This window comes from Pseudonocardia sp. D17 (assembly GCF_036984265.1).
In the GTDB taxonomy this organism is placed as follows: domain Bacteria; phylum Actinomycetota; class Actinomycetes; order Mycobacteriales; family Pseudonocardiaceae; genus Pseudonocardia; species Pseudonocardia benzenivorans.
Genome location: NZ_BPRG01000050.1, coordinates 25,300 through 38,110, shown reverse-complemented (window position 1 = coordinate 38,110; position 12,811 = coordinate 25,300). Strand labels below are relative to the sequence as shown.

13 protein-coding genes are annotated in these 12,811 nt (G+C 74.3%); 2 read left to right on the top strand and 11 right to left on the bottom strand.

The features are described from left to right. Positions 1–2 precede the first annotated feature (2 nt). On the top strand, positions 3–1,490 hold the full coding sequence (locus PSD17_RS10275; RefSeq protein WP_339122502.1) for a DUF2252 domain-containing protein: 1,488 nt from the start codon (positions 3–5) through the stop codon (positions 1,488–1,490). Between the two features lie 339 nt (positions 1,491–1,829). Here PSD17_RS10275 and PSD17_RS10270 read toward each other — a convergent pair whose 3' ends face one another. From PSD17_RS10270 to PSD17_RS10250, 5 genes are all read right to left on the bottom strand, one after another. Further along, a complete protein-coding gene (locus tag PSD17_RS10270; protein WP_339122501.1) occupies positions 1,830–3,146 on the bottom strand; it encodes an MFS transporter in 1,317 nt (438 codons plus the stop codon). Positions 3,147–3,293: 147 nt separating this feature from the next. Continuing rightward, entirely contained in the window at positions 3,294–4,817 is a 1,524-nt protein-coding gene (locus PSD17_RS10265) for an aldehyde dehydrogenase (NADP(+)) (protein WP_339122500.1), read from the bottom strand. A 44-nt stretch (positions 4,818–4,861) separates the two neighbouring features. Continuing rightward, complete coding sequence (fdxA, locus tag PSD17_RS10260; protein ID WP_296139361.1) at positions 4,862–5,203, bottom strand: ferredoxin; 342 nt, start codon at positions 5,201–5,203, stop codon at positions 4,862–4,864. A gap of 17 nt (positions 5,204–5,220) precedes the next feature. Continuing rightward, positions 5,221–6,225: an NAD(P)/FAD-dependent oxidoreductase gene (locus PSD17_RS10255; protein WP_339122499.1), complete on the bottom strand. Its 1,005-nt coding sequence runs from the start codon at positions 6,223–6,225 to the stop codon at positions 5,221–5,223. Further along, entirely contained in the window at positions 6,222–7,295 is a 1,074-nt protein-coding gene (locus PSD17_RS10250) for an extradiol ring-cleavage dioxygenase (protein WP_013676360.1), read from the bottom strand. Before PSD17_RS10250 ends, PSD17_RS10255 begins: the two co-directional genes overlap by 4 nt. Positions 7,296–7,428: 133 nt before the next feature. Here PSD17_RS10250 and PSD17_RS10245 point away from each other — a divergent pair, with 133 nt between their 5' ends. Next, positions 7,429–8,262, top strand: coding sequence for a 2-keto-4-pentenoate hydratase (locus PSD17_RS10245; protein WP_339122498.1), 834 nt, complete (start codon positions 7,429–7,431; stop codon positions 8,260–8,262). A gap of 15 nt (positions 8,263–8,277) precedes the next feature. Here the strand turns inward: PSD17_RS10245 and PSD17_RS10240 are convergent, their stop codons facing one another. The 6 genes from PSD17_RS10240 to PSD17_RS10215 are packed head-to-tail and all read right to left on the bottom strand — an operon-like array spanning position 8,278 to position 12,802. Beyond that, a complete protein-coding gene (locus tag PSD17_RS10240) occupies positions 8,278–9,066 on the bottom strand; it encodes an IclR family transcriptional regulator (RefSeq protein ID WP_339122497.1) in 789 nt (262 codons plus the stop codon). A 10-nt stretch (positions 9,067–9,076) separates the two neighbouring features. Further along, positions 9,077–10,366 (bottom strand): aromatic ring-hydroxylating oxygenase subunit alpha, encoded by a 1,290-nt coding sequence (locus tag PSD17_RS10235; protein ID WP_339122496.1) that lies wholly within the window; start codon positions 10,364–10,366, stop codon positions 9,077–9,079. 16 nt (positions 10,367–10,382) lie between these two features. Beyond that, positions 10,383–11,366: an amidohydrolase family protein gene (locus PSD17_RS10230; protein WP_339122495.1), complete on the bottom strand. Its 984-nt coding sequence runs from the start codon at positions 11,364–11,366 to the stop codon at positions 10,383–10,385. Positions 11,367–11,376: 10 nt separating this feature from the next. After that, positions 11,377–11,889 carry an aromatic-ring-hydroxylating dioxygenase subunit beta gene (locus tag PSD17_RS10225; protein ID WP_013676365.1) on the bottom strand — a complete coding sequence of 171 codons (513 nt, stop codon included), beginning with the start codon at positions 11,887–11,889 and terminating at the stop codon, positions 11,377–11,379. Then, positions 11,886–12,590 carry an alpha/beta fold hydrolase gene (locus PSD17_RS10220; RefSeq protein WP_013676366.1) on the bottom strand — a complete coding sequence of 235 codons (705 nt, stop codon included), beginning with the start codon at positions 12,588–12,590 and terminating at the stop codon, positions 11,886–11,888. The genes PSD17_RS10225 and PSD17_RS10220 overlap by 4 nt, the downstream gene beginning before the upstream one ends. Continuing rightward, on the bottom strand, positions 12,587–12,802 hold the full coding sequence (locus PSD17_RS10215; protein WP_013676367.1) for a tautomerase family protein: 216 nt from the start codon (positions 12,800–12,802) through the stop codon (positions 12,587–12,589). The genes PSD17_RS10220 and PSD17_RS10215 overlap by 4 nt, the downstream gene beginning before the upstream one ends. Between the last annotated feature and the right edge of the window lie 9 nt (positions 12,803–12,811).

The following is a 12,811-nucleotide window of genomic DNA, read 5'->3' as shown; positions in this document are numbered from 1 at the left end:
GCATGGGTGAGGTTGCGGCGAGCAGGGCGGACTCGCGGGCGCAGGGCCGGGCGCTGCGCCGCCAGGTGCCACGGTCGTCCCACGCGACACTGGACCTCGGGCCCGACCGGCCCGACCCGATCGCGCGCCTGCACGCCGACGACGCCGACCGGGTCCCCGAGCTGCTCCCGCTCCGCTACGAGCGGATGGCCGTCAGCCCGTTCACCTTCCTGCGCGGTGCCGCCGGGCCGATGGCCGCGGACCTCGCCCGTGGGCCGTCGACGGGGCTGCGGGTGCAGCTCTGCGGCGACGCCCACCTCGCCAATTTCGGGCTCTTCGCCTCCCCCGAGCGTCGCCTGGTGTTCGACCTCAACGACTTCGACGAGACCGCCCCCGGACCGTGGGAGTGGGACGTGAAACGGCTGGCCGCGAGCGTGGAGGTCGCTGCCCGCGACAACGGGTTCCCCGCCCGTAGGCGACGCCGGATCGTGCGGTCCACCGTCGCGCGGTACCGCACGGCGATGCTCGAGTTCGCGGAGATGACGATCCTCGACGTCTGGTACGCCCACGTCGACACAGCCGGTGTGATGGAACAGCTGAACCGCAGGCTGCCCCGGGCGGGCAGGGACGAGGCGGACCGCTTCTTCGCGAAGACACGCAAGCGCGACAACCTCGGTGCGCTGGAGCGGTTCGCCGAGACCGACGACGCGGGTACCCGCATCATCAGCGCCCCGCCGCTCATCGTGCCCGTCCGCGACCTCGTGGGCACCGACGTCGCGGTCGGCATGGAGGCACAGCTGCACGCGCTGCTGGCGGGCTATCGCGAGTCGCTCGCCCCGGACCGCAGGGTGCTGTTCGACGCCTACCGGCCGATCGACTTCGCCCGCAAGGTCGTCGGCATCGGCAGCGTCGGGACACGGTGCTGGATCGTGCTGCTGCTCGGCCGCGGGGATTCCGCCGACCCCTTGTTCCTGCAGGTGAAGGAGGCCGGGCCGTCGGTACTCGAGGAGTTCGTCGGGCCGGTGCCGACCGCGCACCACGGCAGGCGCGTCGTCGAGGGCCAGCGGTTGATGCAGGCGGTCAGCGACGTGCTGCTCGGCTGGATGCAGGCGCCGGGTGTCGACGGGCGCGTCCGCGACTACTACCTGCGCCAGCTGCGGGACATGAAGGGCTCGCTCGACCTCGACCGCATGCGCCCGGAAGGGTTGCAGTTCTACGGCGACCTGTGCGCGTGGTCGCTGGCCAGGGCGCACGCCCGCTCGGGCGACCGGATCGCGATCGCCGCGTACCTCGGCACGGGCTCGGCCTTCGACGAGGCCGTCACCGAGTTCGCGGCCGCCTACGCCGACCAGACCGAACGCGACCACGCCGCGCTCGTGCGCGACCTGGCCCGCTCGGGCTCGCCGGACGCCGCCTCCGCGCCTGAGCAACCGGTCACCGAGGGTGCCCCGGCCCCCCGCGAGACCGGGTCGAGACGCGGGACCCGGCCGCAACCCCGGGCCGCCGTCTGAGCCGCTGCCGGGTGTGTCCCGGCGGACCCGTGGACCTGCAGCACACCCGCGGACCACACCCCGAGCGCAACCTCACCGCTCCTGCCGGCCGCAACGACGACCCTCAGGTTGCGTCCCACCGACCGGCCGCAACCTCACCGTCGTCCGAACGCCCGACCACGACCCTGAGGTTGCGCCCGATCAGCCGGTCGCAACCGCACCGCTCCCGCCGGCCGCACCGACGACCCTGAGGCTGCGCGCGACAGCGGGCCGGGGGTCCGGTCGACACCACCACGACCGGCCGGCCGGGGTTGGTCCCCCGCGCCGGCCGGGCCGCGCGCCGGCGGCCGCGGAGCCGGCTCAGGCCGAGACGGCCGGCGGCAGGTGCTGCTGGTCGAGCTCGGGCGTTGGGTCGCGCCGCGCGCCGAGCCGGGTCACGCCCGCGACGGCGACGGCCGCGACGGCCAGTGGCACCGCGAACAGCCCGAAGAGCCCGCGGCCGGACCACCCGGCGTCGACGAGCGCCCCGGCGACGAGCGGGGCGACGATCGCGCCGACCCGTCCGACCGCGAGCGCCCAGCCCACGGCCGTCGTCCGCACGGACACGGGGTACAGGCTCGGCGCGACGGCGTACAGCAGCGCGCCGTTGGCATTCACCAGGAGCCCGACGAGTACGGCGGCGGCCATCGTCGCGCCGAGGCTGCCGAGCGCCATCGTCATCAGCCCGAACGCGACCGCGCCCACCAGGAGGGCGGCCACGGCCAGCTTGGTCACCGCGACCCGCAGGGCGAGGGCGGCGACGATCAGCACCCCGACGACGCCGCCGGCGTTGAGCAGGATCCCGCCGCTGATCCCCTGCTGCGCGGACAGTCCGCTCTGCTCCAGCAGCCGCGGGGTCCAGCTCCCGGCGAAGTAGGTCGCGGCGAACAGGCAGAAGAACGCCACCCAGAGCAGGACGCTGCGGATCCCGTTGCGCCCGCGGAGCACGTTGCGCCCGACCCCGGTCGCGGCCCGGTCGACGGGCGCCGGCAGCGCGTCCAGCGGGGCGATGCGCATCCGGGCGAGGATCGTGTTCATCCTGGCGAGCGCCCCGGCCGGGCGGCGGGCGGCGAGGTAGTCGATCGACTCGGGCAGCACCGCGGCCATGGCCGAGACGGTGACCAGGCTGAGCACGGCGCCGAGCAGGAACGTCGCCCGCCACCCGTACCCGGCGGTGACCAGCGCGGCGATCGTGCCGCCGACCACGCCGCCGAGCGGGAGCCCGACCGCGAAGAACGCCGTCGAGGTACCGCGGCCGCGCCTGCTGGAGTACTCCGCGATGATCACCGGGAGGCCGGCGATCACGCCGCCGACGCCGATCCCGGTGAGCACCCGGCAGAGGCCGAGCTGGACGCCGCCCGTCGTGAGCGCGGACAGGAACATCCCGACCGTGGCCACGGCCAGGCAGGCCAGCGTCAGCGGGCGCCGGCCGATCCGGTCCGCCAGCGGCGCGACCAGGGCGGAACCGAGCGCCATGCCGATCAGGCCGCTGCTCAGCAGCAGCCCGACCTGCGATGCGGTGAGGTGCCACTCGGCGGCCACCCCGGAGGCGGCGAAGGCCATCACGAGGATGTCGAAGCCCTCGACGACGTTCATCACCAGGCACAGCGCCACGACCATGACCTGGAACCTCGTCATGGGCGATCTGTCGATCACGTCGCGAATATTCATGGACGCACCTTTGGGTCTCTCGGGGGGTGTGCCGGATTCGGCCGCGTGAGCATCGGGCGGATCGAAGATCGGCGGGGCGGTCCGGTCCGTGCAGTGGACCGCCGTCCGAGCCGGTCAGCCGGGCAGCACCAGGCTCCCGTCGACCCGGCGGGGCACGCCGGCGGCCGGGACGTCGCGCAGCTCGTCCGGGAGCACGTCGGCCGGAGCGTCCTGCCAGGTCAGCGGCCGCAGGAACCGGCGGATCGCGGTCGCCCCGACGGAGGTGTGCAGGCTGTTCGTCGCCGGCCACGGCCCACCGTGGTGTTGCGCCCAGCTCACGGCGACACCCGTCGGGTAGCCGTTGAAGACGAGGCGGCCGGCGGTCCCGGCGAGGACGCCGACCAGTTCGAGGACCGGCTCTCCGGCACCGGTGTGCACGGTCGCGGTGAGCGACGCGGGGAGCCGGCGCAGGACGGCCGTCAGCTCCGCGGGCCCGGCGTAGCGGACGACGACGGCGGCCGGCCCGAAGTACTCGGCGAACGCCTCGTCGGGGAGGTCGTCCGCCCGGGCGGTGACGAGCAGCGGCGCCACCGTGAACCCCGCGCCGGCCGGGTCACCCGCGGCGACGGCCCTGACGCCGGGGGCGCACGCGAGCCGCGCGGTGTCGTCGACGTAGGACCGGTGGATGCGTTCGTTGAGCAGCGGGACGACGCTCGCGCCGCCGAGAGCGGCAGCCGCCGCGGCCACGACGGCGTCGCCCGCCTGCCCGTCCGGGACGAGGACGAAGCCCGGCTTGGTGCAGAGCTGGCCCGCCGACCCCGTGACCGAACCGACGAGACCCGCGCCGATCTCGCCGGCCCGTTCGCGCGCGGCCGCCTCGGTCACGACCAGGGCGTTCAGGCTGGAGAGCTCGCCGTAGAACGGGATGGGCTCCGGGCGGGCGTCGATGATGTCGAGCAGGGCCCGCCCACCGGAGAGCGATCCGGTGAAGCCGACGGCCCGGATCGCCGGGTGCGCGACGAGCTCCTGCCCGGCCCGGCGCCCGAACACCAGGCCGAGCGTCCCGCGCCGCAGCCCCGCGGCCTGCAGCGCCCCGGTCAGGACCTCGTGCACGAGTCGCGAGGTGCCCGGGTGCGACCCGTGGCCCTTCACCACGACCGGGTTGCCGGCGGCCAGCGCCGACGCGGTGTCCCCACCCGGCACGGAGAACGCGAGCGGGAAGTTGCTGGCACCGAAGACGGCGACGGGGCCGATCGGGACGAGCATCCGGCGCAGGTCCGGGCGCGGCCCCATCGGCGTCGGACCGGCGTGGTCGATCGTGGCCTCGAGGTAGCCGCCGTCGGTCACGACGTCGGCGAAGAACCGGAGCTGGAAGGCCGTGCGGGTCAGCTCGCCGTTCAGCCGGGTGTCGCCCAGCGCGGTCTCGGTGTCGGCGATCTCGACGATCGGCGCGCGGGCGGCCTCCAGCGCGTCGGCGAGCGCGACGAGCACGCGGGCCCGTCCGGCCCGGTCCAGTGCGGCGAGGGCCGGTGCCGCGTCGGCGGCGGCCCCGACCACGTCGCGGACGTGGTCGTCGGTGCTCTCGACCACCTCCGGGGGCAGGTCGAGCCCGGTGCGGGGATCGGTGCCGGTGACGGGACGGTGTTCGGTGGTGGTCACGGGAGTCCTCCAGGAGATCGGCGCGGGGACGGTCGGCGCTTCGGTCAGCGCGGTGGCAGCGCGGCGACGGTCTCGGTGTCCACGCCGACCGGGCCGAGGTGCGTGGCGCCGCCCGGGGTGCCGAGCGGCGCGTCGCGGCCGGCCAGGACGACGTCGAAGAACGACGCGTTGTCCGTGGTGTTCCAGGCGGCGTCGGTGCCCGCGATCGTGCGGTCGGCGACGGCCGCCGCGGTCGGGCAGGCCTGCTCGCACGCCCCGCAGTCGATGCACTCGACCGGGTTGATGTACATCTTCCGATCGCCTTCGTAGATGCAGTCGACCGGACATTCCTCGAGGCAGGACCGGTCGAGGACGTCGACGCAGGCGTCGGTGACGACGTAGGTCATGACGGTGCCCCTCTCGCTCAGATGAGTACGCCGGCCTCGGCGACGAGGGCGTCCGTCGAGTGGCCGGGGAAGGTCGAGGCGGTGGGGTCGAGGCGGACCGCGGCGTGGTTGACGGCCGTGGCCGCCTCGCCGAAGCCGACCGCGATCAGCGGAACCCGCCCGGGATAGGTGCAGACGTCGCCCGCGGCGAAGACGCCGGGCCGCGACGTCCGCATCGCGGTGTCGACGACGATCTTGCGGTCGGCGACGTCGAAGCCCCAGCCGAGCAGCGGGCCCGGGTTGGCGACGAAGCCCAGCGCGGCGACCACGCTGTCGCACCCGACCTCGGTGAGCCGCCCGGTGGCGATGTTGCGCAGGACGGCTCCGCTCACCCGCGTGTCCCCGCGCAGCTGCTCGACGACCGTCTCGGTGTGCACGCGGGCCGGTCCGGCGAGCACCTGGTCGACGGTGTGCCGGTGCGCGCGGAAGCTGTCGCGGCGGTGCACCAGCGTGACCTGGGCCGAGTGCTGCAGGGCGTCGGCCCAGTCGAGGGCCGAGTCCCCGCCCCCGACGACGAGCACGCGCCGGCCGGCGAGCTCGGCGGGGTCGTGGACGAAGTAGGTCAGGCCACGACCGAGGAAGTCCTCACCGCACGGCAGCGTGCGGGGTGCGAAGGTCCCGATCCCCGCCGTCACCACGACGGCGCCCGCCTCCAGCGCGCCGCCGTCGGCGAACCCGATCTCGAAGCGTCCGTCGTGGCGGTCGTCGAGCCGGACGGCCTGCCGGCCGAGCAGCATCTCGGTGCGGAACGGCCGGACCTGCTCGACGAGCGAGCGCACCAGGTCCCGCCCCTTGACCGCGGGGAACCCGGCGACGTCACGGATGACCTTCTCGGGGTAGAGCGCCGAGATCTGGCCGCCCGGTTCGGGCAGGGCGTCGACCAGCGCGACCGACAGCCCGCGCATCCCGGCGTAGAACGCGGCGAACAGCCCGGTGGGTCCCGCGCCGATCACCGCGACGTCGGCCACCGCTGCGGCGCTCACCGGGCCGCACCGTCGTAGATCGCGAAGACCTTGTTGGACACGAAGATGTTCGACGCGGCGAACGTCGTCCAGCTGGGCGCGACACCCAGCTCACGCATCGCCCCGACCAGCGCCCACCAGTTCAGCAGCTCCTGCTGGCCCGCCTTCTCGGCGTCCTCGAGGGTCGTGTGCTCCCAGACGGAGTGGTCGCCGGTCACCAGCGCGTCGTACATGCGCTCGTCGGCCGCCGAGTCCGGGAACAGCCGGAACGTCGAGTCGACCAGGAAGCTGTGCGACCAGCTCGAGCTCGCGACGAGCGCCACCCGGTACGGGCTGTCGGCGCAGATCCGGGCGACGGCCGCGCCGACGTCCATGATCCGCGACGGGCTCGGCGACGGGGGGTCGAGCTCGCGCTCGACGCCGAGCGGGGAGATGTTGCCCTGGTAGCTGATCACCTTGCGGCCGTAGCAGTTCAGCGGGAAGGCGACCACGGGGTAGTCGAACCCCTGGCGGTCGTAGTCCAGGTAGAGCACGGTGTTGAGGAACGCGTGGGCGAAGCCCGGGTGGTGCAGCGGCTCGTAGGCGTAGGGCACGTCGACGCCGCAGTTCATGAGTCCCTCGACGAGGTGCCTGGCGAACGGCCGGTGGCCGCGGATGGTGCGCGCGGTGTCCTCGCCCTCGCCCCAGACGTTCGGCTTGCCCTTCATGTTCGAGGACTCGTCGGCGTGCCGCCACGGATGGACGACCTTGTCCTCGTAGGCCAGCACGGCGTACGGCGGCACGAGGTCCTCGCGGAAGTTCTCGTACTGGTCGTCGCCCCAGATCAGCACGACGTCGGGGCGGAACTCGTCGAGCGCCGCACGGGTGCGACGGAAGCCCTCCAGCAGCGCCGCCCGATGGGCCTTGCCCGCCGCGACACCCTCGTCGTCCGCCCACTCCCGGCGGGCCCGCTCCGGCCAGGACGCCGGGTCGCGCAGCTCGGCGGGCAGCCGCGGATCGGCCAGCGCGCCGCGGAAGACCCTGGTCAGGTTGTCGTCCGTGCCGCTCAGGGGTGGGTAGTGCGTGACCCCGAGTCCCAGGATCTCGGCCATGGGTGCTCCTCCTCGTCGTCGAGCGGGTTGTGCCGTCGAGTCTCGGAAGCCCGGGCGGCCGCGACCACGACTCGGACCGGCCAGTGGACCGGCGGGTTACCGCAGCGGACCACCGCGCCGGACGATCGGAGCCGTGACCGACCTGATCGAGACCCAGGCGCCCGACACCGCGCGGCTCGCCCACGTCCTGCACCGCGCGCGAGCCGGACACGCCCTGCTCGACGCGACCGCCGAGACCGCTGCGCTCTCGCTGGACGACGCGTACGCGGTGCAGGACCGGCTGACGGCGCTGCGGCTCGACGAGGGCCGCTGCCACGTCGGGTGGAAGCTCGGCTACACCTCGGCGGTGATGCGCCGGCAGATGGGTGTGTCCGTCCCCAACCACGGCCCGTTGCTCGACGACATGGTGCGCCACGACGGGGCCACCGCGGCAGGGTTCCTGCACCCGCGCGTCGAGCCCGAGATCGGCATCGTCCTGGGCCGGGATCTGTCCGGGCCCGGGTTGCTGATCACCGAGGTCGCGGACGCGGTCGCCGAGGTCCGCGCCTGTCTGGAGATCGTCGACTCGATCTGGTGGGACTACCGGTTCTCCGCCGAGCAGAACACCGCGGACGGCTCGTCGGCGGCCGGGGTCGTCCTCGGGCCCGCCCTGGACGTCGACCCCCTCCGCTGCCATCGGGTGCCGGTCGAGCTCTCCGAGGACGACGTCCAGCTGGCCACCGCCGTGTCGGCCGCCGCGAGCGGGCACCCGCTGCACGGGGTCGCGTGGCTGGCCGCGGAGCTCGCGGCGCGCGGCCGCCACCTGCAGGCGGGCGAGCTGGTGATCACCGGCGGGCTCACCGCCGCCACGCCGCTGCGGGCCGGACGGGTCCTGTCGGCGCGGTTCGGGGGGCGCACCACCGTCTCGGTGCGCCGGCCGGCGGGCGAGCCCGACGCCGGGCTCGGTGCGCCGACGGCCGGCCGCTGATCGCCCGCGGCCCGGTCAGCGGCCCAGGGGGTGGCCGAGACCGCGGCTGATCGCGAGTGCGGCGGTGCGGACCGCCGCCTCCAGCCGCACCGGCTGCAGGCGCTGGGCCGGGCCGGTGACCGAGAGCCCCGCGACGGCGCGGTGCCCGTCGCGGCCCACGTAGCTCTCGACGACGATCGCCGCCGCCACGCAGACGATCCCCCGGGTCCCCTCCTCGCGGTCGTAGGCCAGACCGGTCTCGCGGATCCGGTCGAGCTCGCGGCGGAACCGGGCGGGGTCGGTGATGGTGGTGCTCGTCCGCGCGGGCATCGGCCCGCTGACCACCCGGTCCACGGCACTCTCGTCGCTGAAGGCGAGTATCGCCTTCCCGAGCCCCGTGCAGTACGCGGGCAGCCGCGCCCCGACCGCCGACGGCGCAGGGACGCTGTGCCGGCCGGTGAGCTTCTCGATGTAGATGATCTCGGTGCCGTCGAGCACCCCGAGCTGCACGATCTCCCCGGTCGCGATGAGCAGGTCGGACATGAACGGCAGCGCCGTGGCCCGCAGCCGCCGTGAGGCCGGCACGTGCTGGCCGAGCTCGAACAGGTGCAGCCCCAGCCGGTAGCCGTAGCCGCCGCGCTCCAGCATCCGATGCGCCACGAGGTCCGTGGCGAGCCGGTGCACCGTGGCCTTCTTCAGACCGGTCCGGCGGGCGAGCTCGCTGAGGCCGACCTCGCCGGGGGACTCGGCGACCGCGTCGAGGATGAGGAGCAGCCGGTCGCCCACGGACCGCTGCTCCCCCGCCTCGTCGGCGCTGATGCGCATGCGACGCTGCTCAGCGCGAGCCGAGCAGGTCCCGCCAGCGACGCCAGAACGCACGCTGCTGGATCTCGTCGGCCGCGGTGAACGGCTCGCCCGTCGCCTCCTTGTGGATCCCCCGCGAGATGTCCGACCACGGTGACTCCGCCGCGGCGGCGAAGCCTTCCTGGCAGGACTCGCAGGCCTCCATGTCGTCCGGCGTCGCCAGCCCACCCGGGCCCTGGAAGGTGACGTAGGAGTCCAGCCTGCGCGCGCGCACCGACTCCGGCTCGCCCTTCGTCGCGAGCGTCCACTGCGCGATGACGGTGCGACCCGCGGAGGTCGGGGTGATGGTGCGGATCACGACGCCCATGATGTCGTTGATGACCAGGTTCGGGAAGACGAGCAGGTTGCGGTCCGTCGTCGCGATCCGCCGGGCGCGGTCCGTGTCGAACCGTTCCTCCAGCTCGGTCCTCCGTGCCTCGACATAGGCGCGGTTCTCCTCGCCCATCGACGGGGTCCAGCGCGCCACCGGCCGTGCCCACGGTCCCTCGACGGTGATCACCGCATGTCCGTCACCGAGATCGCGGGCCTCGGTGGGCCTGCGCGGATCGAGGTAGGAGTCCTCGGTCGACTTGAGGTAGTCGAAGTAGGTGCGGTGCAACGGGATCAGGTGGTAGCCGTCGAGGCTGTTCTCGACGAAGAGCTTCCAGTTCGCCTCCATCGAGTACTCGTGCATCCCGTCGACCACCTCCATCTCCGGGGACTGGTCGGCCACCAGGTCGAGGTACTCGCGCGCCTCACCGAGATAGGTGGGCAGGTCGACGGCGTCGGGGTCGAAGCAGCAGAACACGAAGTCGCGGTACACGGCCACGCGGGGCGGGGAGCTCAGGCCGAACCGGGACCGGTCGAACCCCGGCCCGTACCCGTCGGCGTCGGGAAGCCCGGTGAGCCGACCGTCGTTGGCGTAGGTCCAGGCGTGGTAGAAGCACGACATGCCGCGGGCGTTGCCGTCGGGGACCCGGCACAGCTGGGCGCCGCGGTGCCGGCAGGCGTTGAGGAAGACCCGGACCTCGCCGTCGGTCCCGCGCCAGAGGATCAACGGTCGTCCGGCCACGGTGCGGGTGCGGAAGTCGCCGGGCGCGGCGATCTCCGAGGTGTGGCCGACGTAGAGCCAGCACCGGTCGAAGACGGCCTGCTGCTCCTCGGCGAACACCGCCTCGTCGACCATGGCGGCCCGGTTGACCCGGAAGAAACCGTCGGTGGGGCGGTCGTCGACGAGCCCGGCGGTGGGGGTGGTGGCGGCGGGTTCGAGCAGTTCGGTCATGTCTCCAGCTCCTTCGCTAGGAGGCCGGCAGGCCCAGCAGGGCGGCCGGGTTGTGCGTGCGGACGGCGGCGGCGAGGCCTGCCGGCAGCAGGGGGTCGTCGAGGAAGGACACGGGATCCACGGGCATGAACGGGTGGTCGGTGCCCAGCACGATGCGGTCGGCGCCGACGACGTCGACGAGGAGCCGCAGCAGGGCGGCGTCGAACAGCAGCGGGTCGTACCAGAGCCGGCGCGCGGACTCGACGGCCGACTCCGGCATCAGCTCCCGCAGCGCGGGCGTCGTGTCCCGCAGGAAGTCGATCCGGGGCAGCTCGGTGACCAGCGAGCCGGCGCCGTGGCTCGCGAGCAGCCGAAGGCGGGGTCTGGCCGCGATCGCGCCGGTCGCGATCAGCCCACCGATCGCGGTGCCGATGCTGGCCGGGAACAGCACCCCGTTGGCGGCCATCGGGTGCGGGTAGTCCGCCAACCCCGGGCCACCGACGGCGTGGACGAAGACCAACAGCCCGAGCCGCTCGGCCTCGTCGAGGAACCCGGCCCAGGCGGCGGTGTGCAGGGCGGCCGTCGGCGGGCCGGCAGGCAGCTCGACGCCGACGAGCCCCGCGCCGGCGACGTCGGCCAGCAGGGCGGCGGCCGTGTCGGGGTCACGCAGCGGCACGACGCCGAGTCCCGCGTAGAAGCCGCCGTGGCGCGGCAGCTCCCCGGCGAGCCACTCGTTGAAGGCGCGCGCGTAGTCGGCGGCGTCGGCCGCGGGCGCCCAGGGGGCGAACAGCTCCGGCATCGCCGACAGCAGCTGCCCGGTCACGCCGGCCGCCTGCGCGGCGTCGCGGCGGGCGTCGAGGTCCCACGCCACCCGCCGGACCGTCCGGAAGATCTTCCCCGCCACGAGCACGTCGCCGGTGTCGGGTCCCGGTTCGAGCCGGGCCCACCGCGGGTCGGCGGTCACGAGGCGGTCGAGGAACGGGGTCGCGGGCGGCACCACGTGGGTGTGCAGGTCGTGCACGACGACGCCCCTACAGGATGATCGAGACGGTTCCGCCCGCCTCGACGATCCCGTGGTCGAGCGTCGCGACCCGCTCGCGGACGAGGAAGCCCGCCCCGTCGGGCACCAGGACGAACCGGTAGGTCCCCAGGAAGTGGTCGAGCTTGCCGAGCCGGGTGCGCATGACGTGGAAGTTCGCCGCGACGGTGGCCTCCCCCGCGTCGCCGACCGGGCCGTCCAGCACCCGGACGTTGGTCACGAACCGGCGGGTGCGCGAGCGCGGGCTCTCCGCGTGCGCGTGCTTGCTCTTGAGCCGGGCGACCCGCCCGCCGAGGCGCGTGTGGTCGTCGTGGATCACCTGCAGCGTGTGCCGCGGGTCCAGATGGTCGGAGCCGGGCGCGGGGACGCGGTACTCGACGTCGGGGTGCATGAGCGCGAACCAGTCGTCGAGCCGCCACTCGTCGAGCAGCGCGGCCTCGCGGTAGAGGAACTGTTCCACCTCGTGGTGGAAGGCCGCCGTGGTCGGGGTCAGCGACGCGGTCATCGGGCCTCCAGGGTCAGCAGGACCTCGGCCAGCCCCTCCGGGTCGGCGAGGAAGGGGCTGTGCGAGCCGTCCAGCCAGGTCACCTCGGTCCCGAGCCGCGCGCGGGCGGTCTCCGCGGCCCAGGCGCCGGAGACCGCCCGGTCGGACCGGCAGCCGACGTAGTGCATCGGCACGTCCGGAAAGGCCGTCAGCGGCGTCGGCTCGGCGACGGGCGTGGGCGACTGCGGGCGCAGCCGTGCCGCTGCCGCGGCGGCGACCTGCGGCGGGCAGTCGTGGTAGAAGAGCTCGGTCGCGACGTCGGCGGGCCAGACGGTCCGTCCCTGGTCGTCGCGGCCCTGCTTCGGCAGCCCCTCGGCGTGGAACCAGTCGGCCATGGGACGTCCGGCGCCGAGCTGGTCGCGCCACGAGCGGCCAGGGTCCGGGAGCAGCGAGGCGAGGAACACCAGCGCGCCGACCCGGACCCGGTCGGGCACCAGCGGGATCGCGAGCCCGGCCAGCGAGTGGCCCACGACGACGTCGCGGCCCGGCTCGCGGACCGCGCGGGCGATCACGTCGGCGTACGCGGCCGCGCCGGCGCCGATCTCGTCGGACGGCAGGGTCACGGCGGTGGCGTCGTGCCCGCGCCGGCGCAGCGCCTCGACCTGGTCCGCCCAGCACCACGGCCCGTGCCAGGCGCCGTGCACGAGGACGAAGTGCGTCATGGCCGGCCCTGCGGGACGGCGGCGGCCTGCTTCTCGGCGAGGGTCTGCCCGCCGACGAGGACCTCCGTCGCCGGGACCTCGACGAGCCAGACGCGCACGGACGCCTCCGGCACCGAGATCGCCGCCGCAGCCGCGGCGGACACCGCCCGGATCAGCGCGTCCTTCTGCTCCGGGGTCCGGCCGGCACCGAGGTTGACCTGGATGAACGGCATGGGGGTTCT